General features: G+C 61.1%; 25 protein-coding genes. 6 read left to right on the plus strand and 19 right to left on the minus strand.

The window, feature by feature from the left end; genetic code table 11:
- Window positions 1-30 precede the first annotated feature (30 nt).
- The 7 genes from NCHU2750_RS04985 to NCHU2750_RS05020 all read right to left on the minus strand — a co-directional run bounded on the left by NCHU2750_RS04985 (window position 31) and on the right by NCHU2750_RS05020 (window position 7836).
- Window positions 31-618 carry a CvpA family protein gene (locus NCHU2750_RS04985; RefSeq protein ID WP_119939446.1) on the minus strand — a complete coding sequence of 196 codons (588 nt, stop codon included), beginning with the start codon at window positions 616-618 and terminating at the stop codon, window positions 31-33.
- Between the two features lie 113 nt (window positions 619-731).
- On the minus strand, window positions 732-2144 hold the full coding sequence (radA, locus tag NCHU2750_RS04990) for a DNA repair protein RadA (protein ID WP_119939447.1): 1413 nt from the start codon (window positions 2142-2144) through the stop codon (window positions 732-734).
- Between the two features lie 297 nt (window positions 2145-2441).
- Complete coding sequence (locus NCHU2750_RS05000; RefSeq protein ID WP_119939448.1) at window positions 2442-2699, minus strand: ribbon-helix-helix domain-containing protein; 258 nt, start codon at window positions 2697-2699, stop codon at window positions 2442-2444.
- 100 nt (window positions 2700-2799) lie between these two features.
- On the minus strand, window positions 2800-3972 hold the full coding sequence (gene alr, locus NCHU2750_RS05005) for an alanine racemase (protein ID WP_119939449.1): 1173 nt from the start codon (window positions 3970-3972) through the stop codon (window positions 2800-2802).
- 215 nt (window positions 3973-4187) lie between these two features.
- Window positions 4188-5627, minus strand: a complete 1440-nt coding sequence (locus NCHU2750_RS05010; protein ID WP_245480336.1) for a cytochrome c — start codon at window positions 5625-5627, stop codon at window positions 4188-4190.
- Window positions 5624-7258 carry a GMC family oxidoreductase gene (locus tag NCHU2750_RS05015; protein ID WP_119939450.1) on the minus strand — a complete coding sequence of 545 codons (1635 nt, stop codon included), beginning with the start codon at window positions 7256-7258 and terminating at the stop codon, window positions 5624-5626. The genes NCHU2750_RS05010 and NCHU2750_RS05015 overlap by 4 nt, the downstream gene beginning before the upstream one ends.
- Window positions 7259-7287: 29 nt before the next feature.
- Entirely contained in the window at window positions 7288-7836 is a 549-nt protein-coding gene (locus NCHU2750_RS05020) for a sugar dehydrogenase complex small subunit (protein WP_205583875.1), read from the minus strand.
- 315 nt (window positions 7837-8151) lie between these two features.
- Between NCHU2750_RS05020 and NCHU2750_RS05025 the strand changes: the two genes are divergently transcribed.
- Entirely contained in the window at window positions 8152-8598 is a 447-nt protein-coding gene (locus tag NCHU2750_RS05025; RefSeq protein ID WP_162939495.1) for a MarR family winged helix-turn-helix transcriptional regulator, read from the plus strand.
- Between the two features lie 45 nt (window positions 8599-8643).
- Here NCHU2750_RS05025 and NCHU2750_RS05030 read toward each other — a convergent pair whose 3' ends face one another.
- From NCHU2750_RS05030 to NCHU2750_RS05085, 12 genes are all read right to left on the minus strand, one after another.
- Window positions 8644-9006, minus strand: coding sequence for an HVO_A0114 family putative DNA-binding protein (locus NCHU2750_RS05030; protein WP_119939452.1), 363 nt, complete (start codon window positions 9004-9006; stop codon window positions 8644-8646).
- Window positions 9003-9329, minus strand: a complete 327-nt coding sequence (locus NCHU2750_RS05035) for a toxin-antitoxin system TumE family protein (protein ID WP_349509022.1) — start codon at window positions 9327-9329, stop codon at window positions 9003-9005. The genes NCHU2750_RS05030 and NCHU2750_RS05035 overlap by 4 nt, the downstream gene beginning before the upstream one ends.
- A 19-nt stretch (window positions 9330-9348) precedes the next feature.
- Entirely contained in the window at window positions 9349-10851 is a 1503-nt protein-coding gene (locus NCHU2750_RS05040) for a replicative DNA helicase (protein WP_119939453.1), read from the minus strand.
- 306 nt (window positions 10852-11157) lie between these two features.
- Entirely contained in the window at window positions 11158-11733 is a 576-nt protein-coding gene (rplI, locus tag NCHU2750_RS05045; protein ID WP_119939454.1) for a 50S ribosomal protein L9, read from the minus strand.
- 21 nt (window positions 11734-11754) lie between these two features.
- The gene (locus tag NCHU2750_RS05050; RefSeq protein WP_119942974.1) at window positions 11755-12750 is read right to left on the minus strand and encodes a DUF2232 domain-containing protein; all 996 of its coding nucleotides are present in this window, start codon (window positions 12748-12750) and stop codon (window positions 11755-11757) included.
- 161 nt (window positions 12751-12911) lie between these two features.
- On the minus strand, window positions 12912-13160 hold the full coding sequence (gene rpsR, locus NCHU2750_RS05055; RefSeq protein WP_093002262.1) for a 30S ribosomal protein S18: 249 nt from the start codon (window positions 13158-13160) through the stop codon (window positions 12912-12914).
- Between the two features lie 23 nt (window positions 13161-13183).
- Window positions 13184-13651, minus strand: a complete 468-nt coding sequence (gene rpsF, locus NCHU2750_RS05060) for a 30S ribosomal protein S6 (RefSeq protein WP_119939455.1) — start codon at window positions 13649-13651, stop codon at window positions 13184-13186.
- A 347-nt stretch (window positions 13652-13998) separates the two neighbouring features.
- The gene (locus NCHU2750_RS05065; protein ID WP_162939496.1) at window positions 13999-14415 is read right to left on the minus strand and encodes a beta/gamma crystallin-related protein; all 417 of its coding nucleotides are present in this window, start codon (window positions 14413-14415) and stop codon (window positions 13999-14001) included.
- Between the two features lie 172 nt (window positions 14416-14587).
- Window positions 14588-14872 (minus strand): protealysin inhibitor emfourin, encoded by a 285-nt coding sequence (locus tag NCHU2750_RS05070; protein ID WP_119939457.1) that lies wholly within the window; start codon window positions 14870-14872, stop codon window positions 14588-14590.
- Window positions 14873-14896: 24 nt separating this feature from the next.
- Window positions 14897-15907, minus strand: a complete 1011-nt coding sequence (locus NCHU2750_RS05075) for a M4 family metallopeptidase (protein ID WP_245480337.1) — start codon at window positions 15905-15907, stop codon at window positions 14897-14899.
- A 338-nt stretch (window positions 15908-16245) separates the two neighbouring features.
- Entirely contained in the window at window positions 16246-17274 is a 1029-nt protein-coding gene (locus NCHU2750_RS05080) for an alpha/beta fold hydrolase (RefSeq protein ID WP_119939459.1), read from the minus strand.
- A 215-nt stretch (window positions 17275-17489) separates the two neighbouring features.
- A complete protein-coding gene (locus NCHU2750_RS05085; RefSeq protein ID WP_119939460.1) occupies window positions 17490-18533 on the minus strand; it encodes an aldo/keto reductase in 1044 nt (347 codons plus the stop codon).
- Between the two features lie 307 nt (window positions 18534-18840).
- On the opposite strand from NCHU2750_RS05085, the gene fabD reads away from it, so the two are divergent.
- The 5 genes from fabD (at window position 18841) to mltG (ending at window position 23866) form a co-directional block, all read left to right on the plus strand.
- Window positions 18841-19788: an ACP S-malonyltransferase gene (gene fabD, locus NCHU2750_RS05090; protein WP_119939461.1), complete on the plus strand. Its 948-nt coding sequence runs from the start codon at window positions 18841-18843 to the stop codon at window positions 19786-19788.
- 17 nt (window positions 19789-19805) lie between these two features.
- Complete coding sequence (gene fabG / locus NCHU2750_RS05095) at window positions 19806-20543, plus strand: 3-oxoacyl-[acyl-carrier-protein] reductase (protein WP_119939462.1); 738 nt, start codon at window positions 19806-19808, stop codon at window positions 20541-20543.
- A gap of 285 nt (window positions 20544-20828) precedes the next feature.
- Complete coding sequence (locus tag NCHU2750_RS05100; RefSeq protein WP_003502080.1) at window positions 20829-21065, plus strand: acyl carrier protein; 237 nt, start codon at window positions 20829-20831, stop codon at window positions 21063-21065.
- A 118-nt stretch (window positions 21066-21183) separates the two neighbouring features.
- The gene (fabF, locus tag NCHU2750_RS05105) at window positions 21184-22446 is read left to right on the plus strand and encodes a beta-ketoacyl-ACP synthase II (RefSeq protein ID WP_119939463.1); all 1263 of its coding nucleotides are present in this window, start codon (window positions 21184-21186) and stop codon (window positions 22444-22446) included.
- Window positions 22447-22579: 133 nt separating this feature from the next.
- Window positions 22580-23866, plus strand: coding sequence for an endolytic transglycosylase MltG (gene mltG, locus NCHU2750_RS05110; RefSeq protein WP_119939464.1), 1287 nt, complete (start codon window positions 22580-22582; stop codon window positions 23864-23866).
- The last annotated feature ends 53 nt before the right edge of the window (window positions 23867-23919 follow it).

Consider the following 23919-nt stretch of genomic DNA (forward strand, 5'->3'; position numbering starts at 1 on the left):
GAATTGCGCTGCATCAAGCGCAACACAGCGTCAATTATTTGTACTAGGTGCATCACCCACCGGCGGCAGTTCCTGTCCCGGCTGCACATCGGTCGGCGCTTCTTCCTTGCCGGTGATCCGCGCACGGATCTGCGGCTCGATATCCGCCGGCAGAACGGCCTCCAGGCGGCCGACCAGTGTATCGATGAACGGCTTGGATTTGGCGTTGGTGACCCAGACCGGCTGCGACTTGACCGGCACCAGCCAGTTCCAGAAGGCGGTGGCGATGACCAGCAGCAGGATGCCGCGTGCCGCACCGAACAGGAAGCCGAGCGTGCGGTCCAGCGCGCCGATGCGGCTGTCGATGATGAAATCGGCGATCCGCGAGGTGATGAAAGAGATGATGATCAGTGCCAGAAGAAAGATGACGCCGGCCGAACCGGCAATCGCGATGCGGTGATCGGACGTGTATTTTTCCGCATAGGGAACGAGCAGCGGATAGAGATAGTAGGCGGCGGCAACCGAGCCCGCCCAACTCGCGATCGACAGCACTTCCCGCGAAAAACCGCGAACCATGGCGAGCACTGCGGAAAACAGGGTGACGCCGAGAACAACACCGTCGAAGATCGTGATGGGCATATAAACTCTACTCCAGGACTACCGTTTGTGCCGGCGGTGTCATGCCGGTACGCGCAGCCGGCAAGCATGTGTCGGGCGCAGTGTCTTACATCAGCCGGGTCATTAACGGAAGATCAATCATCTTCCCCAGAGGTTTCGTGCGCTTTCCCCAGTTTCTTCGCGGAACCGGCAATGCGCGAGACGAGATCGGGCAGGTCCTCTATCTCGGTCCACCTTGCGCCACCCTTCGGCAGTTCGGCCGAGCTCGATGGCAAAAGCGCGCCGGCAAAGCCGAGCTTCTCGGCCTCCTTCAGCCGCTGCGCCGTCTGCGAAACGGGCCTGACGGCACCGGACAGGCTGATCTCGCCGAAATAGACATGGTCCGACGGCAGCGCGACGCCGGCAAGCGACGAGACCAGCGCCGAGGCGATCGCCAGATCGGCAGCAGGTTCCGAGATCCGATAGCCGCCCGCGACATTGAGATAGACGTCGTGCTGGCCGAGCCTGACGCCACAATGAGCTTCGAGCACCGCAAGGATCATGGCAAGCCGCGAACTATCCCAGCCCACCACCGCACGCCGCGGCGTGCCGAGCGAGGTCGGCGCCACAAGCGCCTGTACTTCGACCAGAACCGGACGCGTGCCTTCCATGCCGGCAAACACGGCGGCCCCCGGCGCCTTGGCATTGCGCTCACCGAGGAAAAGCTCCGACGGGTTGGAAACGTCGCGTAAGCCCTTGTCGGACATTTCGAACACGCCGATCTCGTCGGTCGGCCCGAAGCGGTTCTTCACCGTTCTGAGGATTCGGTAGTGATGGCCGCGATCACCTTCGAAATAGAGAACCGCATCGACCATGTGCTCGACGACGCGCGGCCCGGCGATCTGGCCTTCCTTCGTCACATGGCCGACCAGAACCATGGCGGCGCCCGTCTGCTTGGCAAAACGGATCATCGCCTGCACGCCGGTGCGCACCTGGGTGACCGTGCCGGGCGCCGAATCCGCCGTATCGCTCCACAGCGTCTGGATCGAATCGATGATGACGAGGTCGGGCCGCTTGCCGTCCGAAATGGTGGCGAGAATGTCTTCCACATTGGTTTCGGCCGCAAGCAGCACGTCACTGTCGGCGGCACCGAGCCGCTGGGCGCGCAGCCGCACCTGGGCTACCGCCTCTTCGCCCGAGACATAGATGATCCGGTGGCCGCGGCGCGACAGCGCTGCTGCCGCCTGCATCAGCAGCGTCGACTTGCCGATGCCGGGATCGCCGCCGATCAAAACCGCCGAGCCGCGCACGAAACCCCCACCCGTGGCACGGTCCAGCTCGGAAATGCCCGTATGGATGCGCGGCGCCTGTTCGGTGTCGCCCGAGAGCGTGGTGAGCGTCACCGCGCGGCCCTTCTTCGGCGCCTTGCCCGGCCCGCCGCCGATCCCGCCCATCGGGTCTTCCTCAACGATCGTGTTCCACTCGCCGCAGCCATCGCATTTGCCCGCCCAGCGGTTATGCACCGTGCCGCAGTTCTGGCACACGAATTGGGTCTTTGTTTTTGCCATGAAGTCAGTTTTCGTCAGTCTTTGAATAGAGCGGGTGAAAGATTTTGATGGCCGTGAAGGACGCGCACAACGCGAATAGTTGTCCCGATCCGACGGAAGTAGATGCAGCGCCTGCGGTAGGGCAGCGCCCTCAATCCAGGTGAGAGATTGTCCCGAGGTGAGCCAGGAAATCGGTAACCGCAATCCACTCGATTTTCCGCAACAGATCGCGGACAAAGTGAGAGGCGGCTATCGGATCGTCAGCGGCGATATAGAGGAATATGTCCAGCAGATCCTGATCTGCGAGCGGGGCGTAGATCAGCTTCTTCGGTTCAATATCCGCATCCCCCGTTCGATGATCGAGTCGGCCTGAGCGTCTGCACTGTCGAAACTCACGAACTCGCCCCTGTCCAGCTGGGCATCGGCCTCGGCGATCATCGCCCTTAGATGTTTATCCTCGCTGCCAAGCAGGCTGAGACCCGCCGCGATGACATCCTCCGGATTGTCATAGGCACCAGACTTCACCTGCTCCTCGATGAAGGCCTTCTGTTCGTCGCTGAGATGGATCTCGGTCATTTCGATCTCCTTTTGTTCTCTTTTAGCACGAAGATTTCCGGCTTCCAAGAGGGGTCTCAAGGGAGTGAATCTCAGGGCGGATGCAGACCGTTCGACCCGCTCAGTCGTCCGGATAGATATAGCGCCGCTCGTAGCGCAGGCCGAGGCTGGTCAAGAGTTCGTAGCCGATCGTGCCGGCGGCACGCGCCACGTCGTCGACCATGATATTGGGACCGAAGAGCTCGATATAGTCGCCGGCGCGGATATCGCCCTCCGGCACGTCGGTCACGTCGAAGATCGTCAGGTCCATGGTGACGCGGCCGATCACCGGCACCCGCGTATTGGCGACGAAGCCGAAGGCGCCGGGCGTGCCGCCGGCACGGATCGGCACGCCGGAACCGGATGCGGAGCGCGGATAGCCGTCGGCATATCCGGCAGAAACGATCGCCAGCCGGCTGTTGCGAGACAGCTGGTGGGTGGCGCCATAGCTGACCGTTGATCCGGAGGGTGCCTCGCGGATCTGCAGGATGCGGCCTTCAGCCTTGGCGACCGGCTTTAGCGCCTGCATGCCGTTGACGAATTCCGCGCCATAGACGGCAATGCCGGGGCGGGTGAGGTCGAAATGATAGTCCGGCCCGAGGAAAATCCCGCCGGAGGCGGAAAGACTTGCGGGAATGCCTTCGAAAGCCACCGCAACCCGCTGAAACGACTCAAGCTGTGTGCGGTTGAGCGGCGAGGCGGGGTTGTCGCCGCTATGCAGATGCGACATGACCAGAACGGGCGAAAAGCTTGCCGGCCGCGACACGTCTTCGGCAAAGGCGATCGCTTCTTCCAGCGGCAGGCCAAGGCGATTGAAGCCGGTATCGATTTGCAGCGCGCAGGGGTGGTCGCCATGTTCGGCCGTCACCGCCATCCAGAAGGCAAGCTGTTCTTCCGACACGATGACCGGCACGAGGCCATGCTCGTAGAACTGCTTTTCCTGGCCGGGCCAGATGCCGGAAAGAACATAGATGCGGGCATCCGGCGCATAGCTGCGCAAGGTCACGCCTTCCTGCATCACGGCAACGAAGAAATCCCGCGCGCCGGCCTCGTAAAGCGCCGCGCCGCAGTCCTCCAGACCAAGCCCATAGGCATCCGCCTTGAGGATCGCCGCCGTTGCGGCCGGCCCCGAACGGCGCGCCATCTCGCGCCAGTTGTCGATCAGCGCGCCGAGATCGACGGTCAGCCGCACCGGGGCAATGTCGAACTCATCGCCAAGAAAGTCGTCGCTGTCGAAGTCGGTCGGTTCTGTCATGGGGATCTCGATCGGACATGGGAGGGAAGGCAATGATTATCAGTCGATCCTAACGTTTTTGCCGGCGGGAAAAAGCCCGCGAGCCAAGTTTCTGCCGCGCTGCACAGTCTTTTGAGGTCGAGCGGATGGGCAAGCGTGGAGGCGCGCAACGAAAAAGGGGCAGCCGATCGTCAAGATCGGCTGCCCCGTAATGCATGGTCGGATGTCTGGTTGGCTCAGGCGGTCGCAGCCTCCGCCGGGCCCGAGCGGCGGCGGCGCCAGAGCCAGACGATGATGGCGAGAACGACCACCGCTCCGGCCGCGCCCGCAGCGATGCCGATCCGGGCAAGCATCACCAGATTGGAAGCCGGCCCGCCATTGCGGATCACCTGCACGTCGTCCGGGGTCACGGTGAGCCCGGCATTGCCGTAATCCTTCATCAGGTAGTTGGCGAGCGAGGCCACCTCGCTGTTGGAGAGCGACACGGTGGCATTCGTCTGGTCGCCGAAGGGCGGCATGAACACATGGCCCTTCTCGGTGTCGCGGTCCACGCCATTGAGGATCGCCGCCACGACATTGGTCGGATTGCTCGCGCCGGTCGCCGCATTGTGGAACAGGCTCGGATAATAGCCGTCCGCGGTGCCCTGTCCGTTATAGCCGTGGCAGGAGGCGCAATTGGCGGTGAAGATCTGGGCTCCCGCGTCGGCGCCCTTCATACCCTCGGCGAAACTTTCCCCGCGGAAGGCGGAAAGGTCGTTACCCGCCTTGCCCTGGTCGAAGCGCGACGGGCCGGACGCCTGGCCGGCATCGGCCGAAGGCACGCTGCGGATATAGGTGGCGATCGCATTGAGATCGGTATCGGTCAGATGCTGGAAGGAATAGCTGATCGCCTCCGCCATGCTGCCGGCCGCTTGCGCTCTCGTGTCGAGGCGACCGGTCTTCAGATAGGTCACCAGATCCTCTTGGCTCCACGAGCCGATGCCATGGACTTTGTCATTGGTGATGTTGGGCGCATACCACGGGCCGACTTGGGCGCCGGTCAGGTTGAGGCTCTTGTCTTCCTGCATCAGCGGGCCACGCGGCGTGTGGCAGGTGCTGCAATGGGCTGCCCCCTCGGCCAGATATTTGCCGCGGTTCCATTCCGCTGACTGGTTCGGGTCATCGGCATGCACCGCATTCGGGCGGAACAGCAGGTTCCAGCCCATCATCGAGGCACGGATATTCATCGGAAAGGGCAGGCTTGTTTCCGGCGCCTTCTCATCCACCGGCGCGACACCCTGCATGAAATAGGCGTAGAGCGCGTGGATATCCTCGTCGGTCATCGCCGAATAGGAGACATAGGGCATGGCCGGGTAGAGGTTGGCTCCATCTGCGCGCACGCCGCGGCGCACCGCATCGGAAAACTGAGCTTCGCTGTAATTGCCGATGCCGAACTGCTTCGACGGCGTGATGTTGGTCGACATGATCGTGCCGACCGGTGAGGCGAGCGGCAGCCCGCCAGCCATCGGCTTGCCGCCCTCATGGTTGGTGTGGCAGGCCATGCAGTCGGATGCGGTGGCGAGATAGTGGCCCTTGTCGATCAGCTCCTTGGAGAATTCCTGGGCGGAGGCCGAAGAAAGGGCGGCAAATGCCAATGGCAGGGCAAGCGCAAGTGTCGTGACGGTCTTCATGATCATGCACCCCGCATCTGGTCGACGATCGCGTCCGCCGCCTTGAGCGCCAGCGCCGTCATGGTGATGGTGCTGTTGCCGCAGGCCGTCGATGCCATGGCGCCACCGCCGGGAATGAACAGGTTCTCGTGGTCATGCGCGCGGCAATCGATATCGACGACCGAGTTCGACGCATCGCGGCCCATGATCGTGCCGCCCATGATGTGCTTGCTGTTGGCGAATTTCGCGCTGATCTTGACGTCGGTCGCGCCCATCGCATCGGCAATCTGCTTGCCGATCGGCTGGGAATAGGTGTCCCAAGACTTGCGCACGTAATCGCCGACATCATAGTGGATCGATGGCTTCGGCAGGCCGAGCCAGTCCTTCTTGTCCGATAGCGTCAGGCGGTTGTCTGGATTGGCGAGGATTTCGTGCGCGGCGACGATATCGGCCGTGCAGGCGGTCATCCGGCGGATCTCTTCGTCCAGCGCCTTGCCGACGAGCCCCTTCTTCAGCGCCGCGAAGGTGACGAAGCGGTTGCGGCCGAAATTGTTGTAGCGGAAATAGGCGCCGGCATGTTCGGAGCGGAACGCGCCCTGCGACGTCTCCATGATCCCCGAATTGACGACCGGGCCGAGACCCGACCAGAAGGGCTCCTTGGTGGTGACCGTAAATGTGCGGGCCGGATGGTCCATCATGTTGCGGCCGACCTGGTCGGAGGAGTTGGCTACGCCGTTCGGGTTGCGCTCGTCCGTCGACATCAGGAGCAGTTTCGGGTTTTCAAGACCGTTGCAGGCGAGCACGAAGAGCTTGCCGGTGATCCGGTGCGTCTCCTTGTGCTGGTCGAGATAGTGGACCGCCTCGATCTTGTTCTGCGCCGATGTCTCGACCTTGTAGACGACGGAATCGACAAGCAGCGTCACGCCCTTCCTTTCCAGCCGGGCAAGCGAGCTTTCAGCATCGTATTTGGCGCCGACGGGACAGACGGGAACGCAATTATTGTTGGCGCAGCAGGCAGGCCGACCGTCATAGGGCATGCCGCTGTTGCGCGCCTGCGCGACCGGGATATTGGTATAGCCGAGCGTCTTGACGACTTCGGTGAACTTCTGTTCGCCCGGCGAGAACGGCAAGGCCGGCATCGGGTAGGCCGCCGAGCGGGCACCCGTCTGCGGCCATTGCAGCGCCCGGTCGGAGGGGCCGCAAATGCCGAGCTTGTGCTCAGTGCGGACGTAATAGGGCTCCAGCGTCTCGTAGTCGAAGGCCCAGTCGCGGCCGACGCCATATAGCGAGTGGAGGCGCATGTCCTCCGGCGTCAGGCGCCAGGAGGTTCCCGCCCAGTGCCAGGTCGAGCCGCCGGCATAGCGGATGAAGGTCTGGTCATAGGCATCGGGACCGGTGAACTGCAGATAGGCGGCATCCCCCTTTTCGGCGCCGGTCGGATGCGGCGCCCAAGGGCGCGGCGGATAGGCGACGGACGTATCGCCCTTCACGCCGAGCGGCGCATTGCGCCAGTTCTCGACCACTTCCGCACGGGTGACGCGCGGGCCGGCCTCGATCATCAGCACGGAATGGCCTTGATCGATGAGTTGCTCGGCAATCACGACGCCGACAACGCCCGTTCCGACGATGACGACGTCGGCACTGTTCTTGGTAACCATTGGGATAAGACTTTTCTCGGCTGATGTGTTCAGAAACGCGGCATCGGGGCGGATAGCGGCACGTTGGGTCGTGTCCACAGGTTAGGCCCGGAGAACCCGTAGGAGGGGATGGTGACGACGTCGCTCGTCGTCTTGAAGGTCAGCGCCTCTTCATAGGTAAAGACGGCTGCATCCCGCTTTTCGGAGGAACAGCCGGAATACCAGGCGAAGATCACCCAATGGGCAAAGTCCTTCAGTTCGCCATCCGGAATGTCGGCGAAGAAATCCTCGACCTGCGATCCGTTCTTCTTCTCGGCAATGGCGATGATCGCGTCGAGCATCTGCGCCAGGTTCTGGTGCTGGGTCGTCGCCGTCTCGGTGATGCGCGCCCCGACAGCCGGGTTGAGATCGTGGTTGATCAGCAGGCCGGACAATTTCATGAACCGCTCCTGCATGCCGCTGTCGACGGCGGCGAGCGAGGCGGTGGGACAGAGCGATGCCGCCATCGTCCCGGCAAACAGGGTTACACCGCCGAGCAGCAGGCCGCGCCGCGACAGCAACGGCATGTCGATCCGATGTCTTGATTGATTACGCATCATGTTCCTTGCCATGGAAAGGGGGAGGCGCATGCCTCGGGTTTGGAGCTTTCCGACGATGCTGGCGCGTTGTATGTGCTGGAAGCGTCAGGCAGGATCCCGTGCAGCACCGCAAGTGTCGGTGCTTTGATGTCCGTCGGAGCGTGATAGGGAGGAAAGGCGCCAGTATCGGTCATGCAAGGGTTACACAGGAATTGGGATGACAGCTTTTGCCGCGGTGATAGGCCGCACCTGCCTGCCCAAAAATAGTTGGATAGCTGATTATCAGCTACGCCACTAATTGATGATTGTCAATTTGATTGAGGAGGCGATTTGGCCGTGAAGTTGACTGCCGATTACATGCTGAATACCCACGGGATCCTGCTTCGGCGCTGCCAGCAGGTGGCGCAGGCTCTGTTCATGGAGGAGGCGAGGGATCTGGATTTCTCCCCGACTCAGTTCAGCGCGCTGGCGTTCATCGATATCGAGCCGGGCATTCACCAGAACCGGCTTGGCGAACAGATCGCCCTCGATCGTTCTTCCGTGACGAAATGTGCTGAAATTCTGGAGGAGCGTGGCCTGATCCGCCGCGAGGTCGACCGCAAGGACAAGCGGGCCCGGCTGCTGTTCATCACCCCGGAGGGGGAACTCATGCTCGAACAGGTCCGCGCCGCGGCGGCAAGAGCCCGAAGCCGCATCGAAAGCGCCATGGGGGCAGGGGAGTTTGCCACGTTCCTCAAGAACATGAAGGCTTTCAGCGAGATATTGGACAAGGCGCCTGTGTGACCGGCAGCTTGCAGGCCTTGTCTCCTGCTTCGGCCTTAAATGGTCTCAGGCGACGCTACGCAGGTCGAAATCCACCCGGATCACGTCATAGGGTACGTGAATGCGACCCTCGTCATTGACCTCGATAAAGCCCCATTCGATGAGCGGCACGACGTCTTCGTGGACACGCTTGAGATCACGGCCAAGGGCTGTCGCCAGAGCGCGGTAGGTTGAGGAGCCGATCGTCTGCAGCATTTCGACCAGAGCCCAGCGTTTCGGCGTCAACACAGAGAAAAGCTGCTCGGGCGAAGAGAAGCTGAAGATATGCTCCTGTTCCTCACCGGAGGTCAACGCCGCCAGGAAACCAGCTGCGGCACTACGCAGTGTTGTCTCGTCGTTGCGTTCAATTCTGACAATCGCCTTGGTCATCGGCCTCGCTGCCTCCTGACATGCACATCTTCCAGAAAATCTGCGATCAGTTTTTCCATGGTCGAAAACTGGTAATTCTCTTCTCGCCCATGAATATGCCTGTGGTCGCCTTTGCCCCTCTCGTTGTCGTAAGCGACAAGCCGCTCTCCGTCTCGGCCATAGAACAGCCTGTATTTATAACCGTGCTGACTACCCGGGACGGGCGCGGGCACTTTCCAGACCACCATTTCCACAATGGCGCCGTCGGTAAGAATGCTTTTCGACCGATAAAGCAGTTGCGCCTTCATGTTGGCGATAATGCCAACATGAAGGCGCTCTGTCAAAACCGCATGATCTTATCGCTCAATGCTCTTCGTATTGCGTGAAGCTCGGCTCGGCGAGGTCGCCGAAGCGGGTGAATTCGGACATGAAGGCGAGCTTGACGGTGCCGGTCGGTCCGTGGCGCTGCTTGGCGATGATCACGTCCGCCGTGCCCTTCACCTTGTCCATATGCGCTTCCCATTCCGGATATTTCGGATCGGAAATATCGCGCGGCTCCATGTTCTTGACGTAATATTCCTCGCGGAACACGAACAGCACCACGTCGGCGTCCTGCTCGATCGAACCGGATTCACGCAGGTCGGAAAGCTGCGGGCGCTTGTCTTCGCGGCTTTCGACGCCGCGTGACAGCTGTGACAGCGCGATGATCGGCACGTTGAGTTCCTTGCCGAGCGCTTTCAGACCCGTAGTGATCTGGGTGATTTCCTGCACGCGGTTTTCACCGGATTTGCCGGAGCCGGTCATCAGCTGGATATAGTCCACCACCAGGCAGTCGAGGCCGCGCTGGCGCTTCAGCCGGCGGGCACGGGCGGAAAGCTGGGCAATCGAGATACCACCGGTCTGGTCGATGAACAGCGGCACCTTCTGCATCATCTGGGAGCAGGCGACGAGCTTTTCGAAATCGGCCTCGGTAATGTCACCGCGGCGGATTTTTGACGAGGAGACTTCCGTCTGCTCGGAAATGATACGGGTGGCGAGCTGTTCGGACGACATTTCGAGCGAATAGAAGCCCACCACGCCGCCGTTCTTGGCCTTGAATGATCCGTCCGGATTGACGTCCGGTTCGTAGGAAGCGGCAATGTTATAGGCGATATTGGTGGCAAGCGAGGTCTTGCCCATGCCGGGGCGTCCCGCAAGCACGATCAAGTCGGAACGCTGCAACCCGCCCATCTTGGCATCAAGCGACATGATGCCGGTCGAAATGCCGGAAAGCGAGCCATCGCGTTCGAAGGCCTGTCCCGCCATGTCGATCGCAAGCGCCACCGCGTCGTTGAACGACTGGAAACCGCCATCGTAGCGGCCGGTTTCGGCCAGTTCGAACAGGCGCCGTTCGGTATCCTCGATCTGGCTCTGCGGCGGCATGTCGAGCGGCGCGTCATAGGCAATGTTGACGACATCCTCGCCGATGGTGATCAGCGCCCGGCGCAGCGCCAGATCGTAGATCGCCCGGCCATAATCCTCCGCGTTGATGATTGACACGGCATTGGCGGCAAGGCGCGCGAGATATTGCGCCACCGTCAGGTCGCCCACCTTGTCGTCGGCCGGCAGGAAGGTTTTCAGCGTGATCGGGTTCGCCGTCTTGCCCATGCGGATGATGTCGCCGGCAACCTCGTAGATCTTCCGGTGAAGCGGTTCGTAGAGATGCGGCGGCTTCAAAAAGTCCGAAACACGGTAATAGGCGTCGTTGTTGACCAGGATCGCGCCGAGCAGCGCCTGTTCTGCCTCGATATTGTTCGGCGCCTCGCGATAGTGCGGCGCCGCATCCTTGTTGCTGAGGGAGGCTACGTTGCGCGCGACTTCGTTCATGATCTTCTACCCGTCCTGTCCATTCAAGATGCCGGTTCTAGTCACAAGTGACGCGTCCCGAAACCGCGCATTTTGCCTTGGGATGTTACCCACAGCTATCCACAGAGGACGCCATATACGCGAAACAAAAAAGCCAATGAAGCGACAAATCCGGTTGACTGTGCCCATCGAGGACCGTGTCGAAATGAGTGGCGCAATGTGGGCGCGACTCGCCGGAACGATCCTCATCATAGCGATAAAAAGAGACAAAAAAACGCCCGGCCTTGAAAGCCGGGCGTTCTCGCAGACGATACTGCGAAACGTCGATTACTCGTCGTCGCCGTCGCGGTCGGCTTCCGGATCGAAGAAGTCTTCCGGACGCAGTGCATCTTCGTCGACGCCGTAGATGGCGTCAGCCGAGGTGAGGCTTTCGCCGGCAGCCTGGCGTTCTGCTTCTTCAGCCGAACGGGCAACGTTGACCGAGATCTGGATCTCGACTTCGGCATGCAGGTGCAGGGTGACTTCGTGCAGGCCGATGGCCTTGATCGGGTGGTTCAGGTCGACCTGGTTACGGTTGATGTTGAAGCCTTCGGCAGCCAGTGCGTCCATGACGTCGCGTGCAGCAACAGAACCGTAGAGCTGGCCGGTTTCGCCAGCCGAACGGACGATGACGAAGGTCTTGCCGGCAAGAGCGTCGGCAACCGTCTGGGCTTCGCCCTTGCGCTCGAGGTTACGGGCTTCGAGCGTTGCGCGCTCGGATTCGAAACGCTTCTTGTTGGCGTCGTTGGCGCGCAGCGCCTTGCCGAGCGGCAGCAGGAAGTTACGGGCATAACCGTCGCGAACCTTGACGACTTCGCCCATCTGGCCGAGCTTCGGTACGCGTTCAAGCAGGATAACTTGCATTCTAGAGTTCCTTTCTGATCTTCAAGTCTCTGAATTGGTTGTATTCTGGTCCGAGCCGTTCTTGGTGTCCCCTTTGGCCGGCGTCAGCGCGATGGTCCGTCTCGTATCGACGAGACCGAGCACCAGGACGGCAAAGAGCGGAAGCACCATCACGGCGGATAGGTAGGCGAGGATAAGGGCCGGCAACCGCCAGTCCTTGCCCTTGGAATGGAAATGCAGCGCGGCATAGCCCGCCATGACGAAGCCCGCGCCGAACGTGCCGCAGATCGTCGCGCCGATCAGCGCCGGTACGCCACCGACGAAGGTCAGCACGATGCCGGCGAGGAAAACGAAGATCGCGTGGCGGTTCATCCTGAGCGCCGACGGCATGTCCTCGCGCGGGCGAAGCGCACGGCCAGAACGGGAGACGATGCGCACGGCAAAATAGAAGGCGGCGAACAGCAGGATCACCCAGATACCGCCCTGTACCATCGGCATGCCGAACAGCAGTGCGCGTTTCCACTGGGCGATCATGGCAGCGTCGATGGCGAGGGCCGGTTCCTGCGCCTGCAGCGCGGAAAACAGCGCATCGACCACCTGGCCGACAAGTTCCGGTCCATAACCGATGGCAATGCCGAAGACGATGATGGCGATCGTCACCAGGCCGCACAGATGAAGCAGGATATCCGAAATCGGGTACCAGGCGACCAGATGGTCGGGACCGCCGAGTTCGGCTGCGGGACGCGCGAGGTTGGCAAGATGCGACAGCCAGCCGGCGGGGATAAGCGTCGCGACAGCCATTGTGATGGCAAAATAGAAGGATTGCGTCAGGGCAGCGCCAAGTATGGCGGCGGTTACGATGCCGGTGATCGCGGCAAGATTGCCCCAGCCGAGGCCGGCAATGAGAATGGGAAGTGCCGAAGCGGCAAACAGCACGGAAGCGAACGTCGACTGCGTGCCCGCACCCATCACGAGGAGGGTGGCAACGACGCCGGCCAGAATGCCGGTGGGCAGCACTGTTGAAATCTTGTTCGTCACGGTCTCGCTGTCCTGCCAGATCAAGCAGTTAGGGGACGGGCCTGAATCACTTTGACAGGCACTTCATCCCCAACATGGGGTTTTGGGTTCGTTTCCGATCCGCGCCCAACGCGGAAGGGAGAATGGACCCGCTGATGGTGATCAGCGGGTCCGGTATTCACTTACGATACGACGTAAGGCAGCAGGCCGAGGAAGCGGGCGCGCTTGATGGCCTGGGCCAGTTCGCGCTGCTTCTTCTGGGAAACGGCCGTGATGCGGGACGGAACGATCTTGCCGCGCTCGGAAATGTAGCGCTGCAGGAGACGAACGTCCTTGTAGTCGATCCGCGGTGCGTTTGCGCCCGAGAAGGGGCAGGTCTTGCGACGGCGGTGGAACGGACGGCGTGCCGGGGAGGAGGATACGTCAGCCATAGGTCTTTTCTCCTTCTATCCGATTAGGCGTCACGGGCCGGGCGCGGTGCGCGCTCGAAGCCACCTTCGCGCGGACCACGGTCCGGACGATCGCCGAAGTCACGGCGCGGCGGACGGTCGCCGAATTCGCGGCGCGGGCCACGGTCGTCACGCGGACGGTCGTCACGGTCGCGCTTCTGCATCATGGCAGACGGGCCTTCTTCGTGCTTTTCGACGGCGAGCGTCATGTAGCGAAGAACGTCTTCGTTGATGCGCATCTGGCGTTCCATCTCGTGCACGGCAGCAGCCGGTGCTTCGATATCCATCAGGGCGTAGTGAGCCTTGCGGTTCTTCTTGATGCGATAAGTCAGGGACTTGAGGCCCCAGTTCTCGATGCGCCCGACCTTGCCGCCGTTAGCTTCGATGACGCCCTTGTACTGTTCGACGAGGGCATCAACCTGCTGTGCGGACATATCCTGCCGGGCAAGGAATACGTGTTCGTAAAGAGCCATGTAAGCTTTGCCTTTTCTTGCGGTTGTTTTGTCACCCGGGTTCGGCGGCTAAGCCTCAACGACTGCTCTTGGTAGGGGCGAGCCCCGGCAAGAAAAGTGTTGTATCGAGACGGTCGAGAGCGGAGACACGGGAGGCCGGAAACCTTTTGGTTCCTGCGATCCGCGCCGGGAAATCCCGATGCCGATCGGCCCTCCGTTCAGCCACCAGCCAGAAGACCGGGTGTTTCGAACAGCGCGGCTTATACGGATTTCTGGGAGAAAGGCAAGGGGAGAACGGAAGTTTGCTCCGGAGGGATGCGTTACCTCGACCGGGATAACGCATCGACGTTGTCGGGTTCCCCGCAAGACTAGCAGAAGGATATCAGCTGGAATGACGAGATGCAGTCGTTCGGTATGCCGTTATCCTGCACCCAGCGATATTGGCCGGGTGGAAGGTCCCAGTATCGTCCTTCATAATGCCAATGCTCATAGAAGCGCCAGCGACCGCCGAGCACGACGATCGACGAGATCTTGTCGCTCCAGAAGTCGCCGGTATAGTGCCAGTTCAGGCTCGTCTGGGCTGATGCTCCACCGAAATTGATATGCTCGTAGATCACGACTTCCGCGAGGCGGATGCAATTGTCTGCACCGGCCCCGGCATCGAATTGAACGGTCTCCTCGCGTTCCGCCTTGCCGATGGACTTCGGCCAGGTGCGAATAAGCGGCCCGTTGATATCGGGTACGGCGCCGTTCGTGGGAGAGAGGGCATATTCCGGGAATGTCATTGCACTATCCTCCATTCATGGTTGTGGTCGGGTTTGACCGGCCTGGCTTCTCCGTGAAAGTCGGAATTCTCTGTTGATCTGATGCAGCCTGTCCGTCGGCTTTCGGGCACAGGTGACCGCGCCCGCCCGCCGACGGCATTCGAGGGTCTGATGTATCGGGAAGCAGTTGCAGCTAGCGCAACTGGTCCTTGACCGCGTCTCTCAGGCTTTGCGGTACAAGGGCTTCAGGGACCTCGATCGTCTTTTTGCCTGAGCTCGTTTTCCAGGTGATCCGATAGCGGAAGCCATCGGCCGGCTCCGGCCGCTTTGTCGAGGGGTCGGCGAAGAGAGTTTCCATCCGGGCCTTGTCCGAACTCGACAGCTGTTCCGACGATACTTCGCCAATGCTTCGGATGGCCGAACCGGCACCCCCGAAGCCGCCAAAGCCGCCCAACCGCTCAAGATGGATGTCACTCATGTCCTTGCCTCATGACGCAGCGTGTCAGGATGCCATTGCCTTGCGGCCGGCATAGGCCACGGTCGGTCGCAGGCCGACGCTGTCCCAGCCTTCGTGCACTGCGGCGGCAACGGCAGGCTTTTTCGGATAAAGCGCCTGTGCCGAATGCAGGGTAGCGTCCGCGAACTGTTGCATCGTCATATTCGGCGACGAGCCCCAGGTGGAGACGACATTGTACCATACCTGGCCGGCCTCGTCCCAGCTGTGACCCTTCAGGGCCATGGCGATCTTGTAGAAGGCGAGGTTCGCCACGCCGCTGCTCTCGTGCGGGTCCATGCCCGTGCGGTACTGGTCGTAATGCGAGATCTGCCGTCCGAGGCATTTCGGCGATTCCGGGTCGGCCATGTTTCTCAGGCAATCGTATCCGAGCGACTTGGCTTTCGTTCCCAATATGTCGGCCCCGATGAGCCAGTCCGCGCTGTCCACCGTTTCCTTGTTGAGCCATTGCCGGAACATGGAGCCGAACACATCCGAGAGGCTTTCATTGAGCCCGCCGGATTCGTTCTCGTAGACCAGTTGCAGCGTGTATTGCGTGACGCCGTGCATGAGTTCGTGTGCAACGACATCCGAGCCCTTGCAAAGCTCGATGAAGATCTCGCCGTCACCGTCGCCATAGGTCATCTGCGAACCGTTCCAGAACGCGTTGTTATACCCCTCGCCATAGTGGACGGAGGAGCGCAACGTCATGCCCGCATCATCCAGAGAGTTTCTGCCGAAGACATCCTTGAAGAAGGAGGCCACGCCGGTAGTGTTGTCGAAGGTGGCCCTAACCGCACCGTCCTTGGACTTTTCCGGATGCTCGATCGCCTTTCCGGGAATGGACGTGGTGTTCTGGCAATCGTAAACGGTGACTTTGGGTGACGCGGCGACATTCGCCGGCAGCCCCATCAGCCCGACGGCCGATGTCGTGAATTGCTGGGCCTGGGCGCGCAGCAACCTCGTCTGGAGATCAAGAAGTGCGGTCCTTCGCAGGCTTGCTCGTGTCTTGGAATCCACCGCTTCGTTTTCCGCGAGCCTCAGCAGCACATCTCGCGGCACAATCATGCAAAACTGGCACATGGTCGTCGCCCCTTGCTTGGAAGATTGTTCGTATTTGCCGGTCAAGCCCACACGTATCCTGCACGGCCAAGCCGTCCCAGGGTTTCAAACTCCGATGATTTGGTAAGCCTCCAGTGGGTCCAATTAATGCAACTTAAAATTACAAAAGTCAAATAAAATACACCATTCGGCATCTGTTCGAGGTCGGGCATTCGGCAGTGTGCCCCGGACGGGGCCGGGGCATTTGTGATCGCGAATGGATATCGAAGGGTCTTGGTGGCGAAGACTGCTGTCGTTTATTCGACCTTGGCCAAGCCCTTCAGCAGTGCCGCATGGAAGGCGTCGGGATCCTGGATCTGCGGCGAGTGACCGAGCGTCGGAAATTCGACGAGCGTGCCGTGCTTGAGGGCTGCCATCGTCGTCTTGGCAAGCTCGGGATAGTTGCCGAGCGTCGGACGGATATCGGCGGGGGCGAATTCTTTGGCGATCGCCGTATTGTCCTTGTCGCCGATCATCAGCAGCACCGGCATCTTCAGGTCGCCGAGTTCGTAGACGACTGGCTGGTTGAGGATCATGTCGTAGATCAGCGCCGAGTTCCATGCCACCTTCTGCTTATCCGGTCCGCGATACATGCCGGCCAGCATCTGCACCCATTTCTCGTATTCCGGCTTCCACTGACCGGCATAATAGGTGTTGGTCTCGTATTTGCGGATCGTGTCGGCACTGGTCTTCTGCTCGCGCTTGTACCAGTCGTCGACGCCGATCGGCGGCACGCCCTTGGCGAGCCAGTTTTCAAGCCCGATCGGATCGACCAGTGCCAGCTGTTCCGTCTCGTTCGGATACATCAGCCCGTAGCGGATACCCAGCATGCCGCCGGTCGAGTGGCCGATGATCGTTGCCTTGTGGATGCCGAGGCTTTCAAGCAGGCCGTGGGTGTTCCGCGCCAGCTGCTGGAACGTGTACTGGTAGTGCTCGGGCTTGGTGGACTTGCAGAAGCCGATCTGGTCCGGCGCGATCACCCGGTAGCCGGCCTTGGACAGGACGCCGATTGTCTGTTCCCAGGTGCCGGCGCAGAAATTCTTGCCATGCAGCAGAACCGCCGTGCGCCCGTTGGCGTGATCCGGCTTCACATCGATATAGCGCATGTTGAGCGATTGGTTCTGGGAATCGAACGTATAGGTCTGGACCGGATAACCGTAGTCGAACCCTTGCAGTTCGCCGCCATAGGCGGGGAGGCTCTTGTCCGTGGTCGCAGCAAACGCGGGGATGGCATTCAGCGTCAGGGCGAACGTGGAAATCGCCAAGGCGAGGGAAGTCAGTTTCATGCTCGTCTTTTTTCTCTTCTTTCGGCGCGGGGCGCGCGCTCGCAGCGCCCATATGCGTCGGGTGCTGGCTCCGATCGATGGTTTTGGCGAACACAAGATCTAACGATGCGGTGATTGTTTTCGATATCGATGCGGCGAGATTGCAAATGCCCGAAAGAGAAAGGGCAGGCTCGCTGTCGCGAGCCTGCCCTGCCAAGCCTAACGGTCGAACCGGATCAGATCGGCATCGGATAGTCCCGGTGAACCGCAGCGATCTCCTTCATCACCTCGTCGGAAAGCGTGATGTCGGCCGAGCCGATATCGGCCTTCAATTGCTCGATGGAGGTCGCGCCGATGATGGCCGCCGTCATGAACGGACGTGTCAGGCAGAAGGCGAGCGCCATCTGGCTGGCGTCGAGGCCATGCTTTTTCGCAATATCGACATAGGCCTTGACCGCCGGTTCCTGGCGCGGCTGCATGCGGCCGCCGAGATCCTTGTTGATCGTCGCCCGCGTACCCGTCGGGCGTGCGCCGCCGAGATACTTGCCGGTCAGAAGGCCGGCTGCGAGCGGCGAATAAGCGAGCAGGCCGACATTCTCGTGATGGGCGACTTCGGCAAGGTCGAGATCGAAGCTGCGATAGAGAAGATTGTATTCGTTCTGGATCGAGGCGACGCGCGGCAGGCCCTTCTTTTCGGCCATGCGCAGATACTGCATCGTGCCCCATGCCGTTTCGTTGGAGAGCCCGACGGCGCGGATCTTGCCGGCCTTGACCAGTTCGGCCAGCGTGTCGAGCTTCTGCTCGATCGCCGAAACCGACGTCTCGCGATCCTGCTTCGACACGTCGAAATCCCATACGCCGCGGAAATGGTAGTGGTTCCGGTTCGGCCAGTGGATCTGGTAGAGGTCGATATAGTCGGTCTGGAGCCGCTTCAGGCTGGCATCGACCGCCTCGCGGATCGTCTCCGGCGTGATCGGACGACCCTCGCGGATATGCGGGCGGCCGCCGCCGGCAATCTTGCTGGCGAGCACGATATCCTTGCGCTTGCCGCTCTTCTTCAGCCACGTGCCGATATATTCCTCGGTCCGGCCATAGGTTTCGCCGCTCACCGGCGTGGTCGGATAGAGTTCGGCGGTATCGAAGAAGTTGACGCCATGCTCGACGGCATAATCCATCTGCGCATGGGCTTCCGCTTCGGTATTCTGCGTGCCCCAGGTCATTGTGCCGAGGCAGATTTCCGAAACGGACATGTCGGTCCGGCCGAGTGTGTTGAATTTCATGAAGACAGTCCTGGATGCGGTGGCCGGGGAGGAGGCCGTGGGTGATGAGCCGTGGAATTCGGCTGTATCGGGGTGAGGGGGCGGACTTTAACGCCCGACTGACGAAGCGCAAGGCCGCCGGCCGATCAAATAAGCGTCGGTGGGTGCCGAACGTCTCCATTTTGCCTTCAATAGCCGCGACAAACCCGTCCGCCGCCCCGATTTGCTTGGGAATGAACGGGCCGCAGGCCGCTGCCACCCTTGACTCTCAAGGGCCAAGTGTGAATGGAGAGGCAAAACAAAGGGCCTTAAGGGAAGGAATATCCCCATGAGCAGTATCGCATTCACATTTCCCGGCCAGGGCAGCCAGGCTGTCGGCATGGGTAAGGATCTCGCCGAAAGCTTCCCCGAAGCCCGTGCCGTTTTCGAAGAGGTCGATGACGCGCTCGGCCAGAAGCTGTCCGACATCATGTGGAACGGCCCGGAAGACACGCTGACCCTGACCGCCAACGCCCAACCGGCGCTGATGGCCGTGTCGATCGCCACCATGCGTGTGCTCGAAGCCCGTGGCCTGACGCTTGCCGACAAGGTCGCTTATGTCGCCGGCCACTCGCTCGGCGAATATTCCGCTCTCTGCGCCGCCGGCACCTTCTCGCTGTCGGACACGGCAAAGCTCCTGCGCATCCGTGGTGATGCCATGCAGTCGGCCGTTCCGGTCGGCCAGGGCGCCATGGCTGCGATCATCGGCCTTGAGCATGGCGATGTCGATGCCATCTGCGCTGAAGCGAAGACCGAAGGCGTCTGCCAGATCGCCAACGACAATGGCGGCGGCCAGCTCGTCATCTCCGGCTCCAAGGCTGCCGTCGAGAAGGCAGCCGCACTTGCGACCGAAAAGGGCGCCAAGCGCGCCATCATGCTGCCGGTTTCCGCGCCCTTCCATTCCGACCTGATGGCACCGGCGGCTGACGCCATGCGCCACGCGCTCGACAAGGTGGAAAAGAAGAGCCCGGTCGTGCCGGTCATCGCCAATGTCCGCGCCGCTCCCGTCACCGATGCCGACGAAATCGCCAGGCTGCTCGTCACCCAGGTCACCGGTCAGGTCCGCTGGCGCGAGACCGTCGAATGGTTCGGCAAGAACGGAATAACCACGCTTTATGAAATCGGCTCCGGCAAGGTGCTGACGGGTCTTGCCCGCCGCATCGACAAGAATATTTCCGGTGTCGCCGTCAACACGGCGGCCGATATCGACCAGGCAATCGCCGCCATCCTCGGCTGAAGATAAAGGAACGAACAATGTTTGATCTGACCGGCCGCAAGGCTCTCGTCACCGGCGCAACCGGTGGCCTCGGCGAAGAGATCGCCCGCCTTCTCCACAAGCAGGGCGCCATTGTCGGCCTGCACGGCACCCGCGTTGAAAAGCTCGAGGCGCTGGCAGCAGAGCTGGGCGAACGCGTTCACATCTTCCCGGCCAACCTGTCCGACCGTGCCGAAGTCAAGGCGCTCGGCGAAAAGGCCGAAGCCGAACTCGGCGGCATCGACATTCTCGTCAACAATGCCGGCATCACCAAGGACGGCCTGTTCTTGCGCATGTCCGACGAGGACTGGGATGCGGTCATTGAAGTCAACCTGACGGCGGTTTTCCGCCTGACGCGCGAACTCACCCATCCGATGATGCGTCGCCGCCACGGTCGCATCATCAACATCACCTCGATCGTCGGCGTCACCGGCAATCCGGGCCAGGCAAACTACTGCGCGTCCAAGGCCGGCATGATCGGTTTTTCGAAGTCGCTCGCCCAGGAAATCGCCACCCGCAACGTCACGGTCAACTGCGTGGCTCCGGGCTTCATCGAGAGCGCCATGACCGGCAAGCTCAACGACAAGCAGAAGGACGCTATCATGGGCGCGATCCCGATGAAGCGCATGGGCGCCGGATCGGACATCGCAGCAGCCGTTCTCTATCTCGCCTCTGACGAGGCAGGCTATGTCACCGGCCAGACGCTTCACGTCAACGGCGGCATGGCAATGATCTGATTAAGTCCGTCTTTGTTCCCAAACCGGCAGAGAACAAGGCTTCTCGGCTGTGGGAGGGAACAAATTCTGGCTTTTCGGAACAGTCAAACCGTGTTAAGCGGGCCATGACTGTGAAAATGTCACCCTGAAATTCAGGTCGTCATATTGCGTGAGCAGCATGTACGGAACCGGATGAGGGGTGGTGGGGTTTGCCGGCATCGGCGCCCGTAAAGGTGCAGTTGCAGGTTTAACAGGATTTGGATGCCACACCGGCATCCTGAAAAGATAAAGGTCGAGGAAACCGACATGAGCGATATCGCAGAACGCGTTAAGAAAATTGTCATTGACCATCTCGGCGTTGATGCCGACAAGGTTGTCGAAGGCGCAAGCTTCATCGACGATCTCGGTGCAGATTCGCTCGACACCGTCGAACTGGTCATGGCTTTCGAAGAAGAGTTCGGCGTTGAAATCCCGGACGACGCTGCTGACTCGATCCTGACCGTCGGCGACGCTGTCAAGTTCATCGAAAAGGCCCAGGCCTGATCGACGACATATTCGGGACGCCGGCCTGCCTTTGAGCGGGCGGCAGTCCCTCACGACGGCCCGCTAGTTCGGGCCGTTTCAGCAACTAGAACATGAAATACAGGGTGGGGCACTGGCGATGAGGCGTGTCGTTATCACCGGTACCGGCATGGTATCACCGCTCGGATGCGGAACCGAAGTGACATGGCAGCGTCTGCTTGCCGGTCAGAACGGTGCCAAACTGGTCACCGAATTCGAAGTCGACGATTTGCCGGCAAAGATTGCCTGCCGCATCCCCGTCGGCGATGGCTCCGATGGCACTTTCAATGCCGATCAGTGGATGGAGCCGAAGGAACAGCGTAAGATTGATCCTTACATCCTTTACGGCATGGCCGCCGCCGACATGGCGCTGGAAGATGCCGGCTGGCATCCCCAGACCGACGAAGACCAGATCATGACCGGCGTCCTGATCGGCTCGGGCATCGGTGGCCTCGACGGGATCGTCGAGGCTGGCTACACGCTGCGTGACAAGGGCCCGCGCCGTATCTCGCCTTTCTTCATTCCCGGCCGACTGATCAACCTCGTCTCCGGACAGGTTTCGATCAGGCACAAGCTGCGCGGCCCGAACCATGCGGTCGTCACCGCTTGTTCCACCGGCGCGCATGCGATCGGCGACGCAGCCCGGCTGATCATCTTCGGCGATGCCGACGTGATGGTTGCCGGCGGTGCCGAATCGCCGATCTGCCGTATCGGCATGGCAGGCTTCGCCGCCTGCAAGGCGCTGTCGACCCAGCACAACGACAATCCGGAAAAGGCTTCGCGCCCCTATGACCGCGACCGCGACGGTTTCGTCATGGGCGAGGGCGCCGGCGTCGTGGTTCTCGAAGAACTCGAACATGCCAAGGCGCGTGGCGCCAAGATCTATGCCGAAGTCGTTGGCTACGGCCTGTCGGGCGATGCCTATCACATCACCGCGCCCTCGGAAGACGGCGATGGTGCCTTCCGCTGCATGACCATGGCGCTCAAGCGTGCCGGTCTTTCGGCGTCCGATATCGACTATATCAACGCCCACGGCACCTCGACCATGGCCGACACGATCGAGCTCGGCGCCGTCGAGCGGCTGGTCGGCAATGCCGCCTCGAAGATCTCGATGTCGTCCACCAAGTCGGCGATCGGTCACCTTCTCGGTGCCGCCGGTGCCGTCGAGGCGATCTTCGCGACGCTTGCGATCCGCGACAACATCGTGCCGCCGACCCTCAATCTCGACAATCCCGATGTCGAGACGGCGATCGATCTCGTGCCCCATACGGCCCGCAAGCGGGACGTCAATATTGCCCTGTCGAACTCCTTCGGATTCGGCGGAACCAATGCGTCGCTCGTTCTGAAGCGCTACGACGCATAGGCCAAAAGGTTGTGGAGCCTCCATTGCCGGCTGGACATCGCGTCCGGCCGGTACCATTTTCTGAACCTGCTTTTGCCGCATTGATTAGGCAAACAGCAGATTGGATTCCAAGTGATGCAAATGGGGGGTGCGGTTGAGCAATTCCAATAACGTAGGCGAGCTTCCACCTGGTGGACAAGCTAACGGACAACCGAATGGCCAGCCCGCAGGCACGACAGGCAACGGCACACACCGCGGCCCGATCATTCCGAAATCGCCCAATGAGGCACTGAAGCCCGAACGCGTTCCCGACCCGCCGAAGCGCTCGCGCAAGGCACGCAGCCAGGTCATCATCTTCTTCAACTTCCTGATGACCTCGCTTGTCCTGGTCTGCCTTGCTGCAGCCGGCGTCTTCTACTGGGCGATGTCGACCTACAGCGATCCGGGCCCGCTTGCCGCCAACACCAATTTCGTCGTCCGTGAAGGCGCCGGCATTGCCGAGATCGCCAGCAATCTCGAGCGCAACGAGATCATCGAGGATGCCCGTATCTTCCGCTACATAACCGCAGCCAACCTGGGTTATGCGGTATCCTCCGACAATCGCCGCAGCCTCAAGGCCGGTGAATACGAGATCAAGGCGCATGCCTCGATGAAGGAGATCGCCGAACTGCTCGAATCGGGCAAGTCGATCCTCTATTCGGTCACCTTGCCGGAAGGTCTGACGGTGCGCCAGATGGTGCTGAAACTGCAGGAGGACCCGGTCCTGGAAGGCGATCTGCCCGCCCAGCTTCCGGCCGAAGGCAGCCTCAGGCCCGATACCTACAAGTTCTCCCGCGGCACCAAGCGCGCCGAAATCCTGTCGCAGATGCAGGCTGCCCAGCAGAAGCTTGTCGACCAGATCTGGGAGCGCCGCGACCCTGACCTGCCGATCAAGACGAAGGAAGAATTCGTCACACTCGCCTCGATCGTCGAGCGCGAGACGGGCAAGGACGACGAACGCGCCCATGTGGCCTCGGTCTTCATCAACCGTCTGCAGAAGGGCATGCGGCTGCAATCCGACCCGACGATCATCTATGGTCTGTTCGGCGGTGACGGAAAGCCTTCTGACCGTCCGATCTACCGCTCCGACCTGCAGAAGCAGACGCCCTACAATACCTACCTGATCAAGGGCCTGCCGCCGACGCCGATCTCCAATCCCGGCCGTGCGGCACTTGAGGCCGTTGCCAACCCATGGCGTACCAAGGACCTCTATTTCGTTGCAGACGGCACTGGCGGTCACGTCTTCGCCGCCACGCTGGAAGACCACAATGCCAATGTGAAGCGTTGGCGCCGGATACAGACCGAAAGCACTACCGGCACGTCCGGTGGCAGCAATGCGGAAGAAATCATCGACGGCCAGCCGGATGGTGACGAGGCCGAGAAGCCGCCGAAGGGCAATTGAACGTTTTCGCAAGACTTTGGTCCGGCAGTCCGCCCATCCTCCCGAGCGGCGGC

The organism is Neorhizobium sp. NCHU2750 (assembly GCF_003597675.1).
GTDB lineage: Bacteria > Pseudomonadota > Alphaproteobacteria > Rhizobiales > Rhizobiaceae > Neorhizobium.

Coding starts and splice junctions, on each gene's coding strand:
- NCHU2750_RS04985 (WP_119939446.1), bottom strand. CDS start 618: ATGCCCATCACGATCTTCGACGGTGTTGTTCTCGGCGTCACCCTGTTT.
- radA (WP_119939447.1), bottom strand. CDS start 2,144: ATGGCAAAAACAAAGACCCAATTCGTGTGCCAGAACTGCGGCACGGTG.
- NCHU2750_RS05000 (WP_119939448.1), bottom strand. CDS start 2,699: ATGACCGAGATCCATCTCAGCGACGAACAGAAGGCCTTCATCGAGGAG.
- alr (WP_119939449.1), bottom strand. CDS start 3,972: ATGACAGAACCGACCGACTTCGACAGCGACGACTTTCTTGGCGATGAG.
- NCHU2750_RS05010 (WP_245480336.1), bottom strand. CDS start 5,627: ATGATCATGAAGACCGTCACGACACTTGCGCTTGCCCTGCCATTGGCA.
- NCHU2750_RS05015 (WP_119939450.1), bottom strand. CDS start 7,258: ATGGTTACCAAGAACAGTGCCGACGTCGTCATCGTCGGAACGGGCGTT.
- NCHU2750_RS05020 (WP_205583875.1), bottom strand. CDS start 7,836: ATGATGCGTAATCAATCAAGACATCGGATCGACATGCCGTTGCTGTCG.
- NCHU2750_RS05030 (WP_119939452.1), bottom strand. CDS start 9,006: ATGACCAAGGCGATTGTCAGAATTGAACGCAACGACGAGACAACACTG.
- NCHU2750_RS05040 (WP_119939453.1), bottom strand. CDS start 10,851: ATGAACGAAGTCGCGCGCAACGTAGCCTCCCTCAGCAACAAGGATGCG.
- rplI (WP_119939454.1), bottom strand. CDS start 11,733: ATGCAAGTTATCCTGCTTGAACGCGTACCGAAGCTCGGCCAGATGGGC.
- rpsR (WP_093002262.1), bottom strand. CDS start 13,160: ATGGCTGACGTATCCTCCTCCCCGGCACGCCGTCCGTTCCACCGCCGT.
- rpsF (WP_119939455.1), bottom strand. CDS start 13,651: ATGGCTCTTTACGAACACGTATTCCTTGCCCGGCAGGATATGTCCGCA.
- NCHU2750_RS05065 (WP_162939496.1), bottom strand. CDS start 14,415: ATGACATTCCCGGAATATGCCCTCTCTCCCACGAACGGCGCCGTACCC.
- NCHU2750_RS05070 (WP_119939457.1), bottom strand. CDS start 14,872: ATGAGTGACATCCATCTTGAGCGGTTGGGCGGCTTTGGCGGCTTCGGG.
- NCHU2750_RS05080 (WP_119939459.1), bottom strand. CDS start 17,274: ATGAAACTGACTTCCCTCGCCTTGGCGATTTCCACGTTCGCCCTGACG.
- NCHU2750_RS05085 (WP_119939460.1), bottom strand. CDS start 18,533: ATGAAATTCAACACACTCGGCCGGACCGACATGTCCGTTTCGGAAATC.
- fabD (WP_119939461.1), top strand. CDS start 18,841: ATGAGCAGTATCGCATTCACATTTCCCGGCCAGGGCAGCCAGGCTGTC.
- fabG (WP_119939462.1), top strand. CDS start 19,806: ATGTTTGATCTGACCGGCCGCAAGGCTCTCGTCACCGGCGCAACCGGT.
- NCHU2750_RS05100 (WP_003502080.1), top strand. CDS start 20,829: ATGAGCGATATCGCAGAACGCGTTAAGAAAATTGTCATTGACCATCTC.
- fabF (WP_119939463.1), top strand. CDS start 21,184: ATGAGGCGTGTCGTTATCACCGGTACCGGCATGGTATCACCGCTCGGA.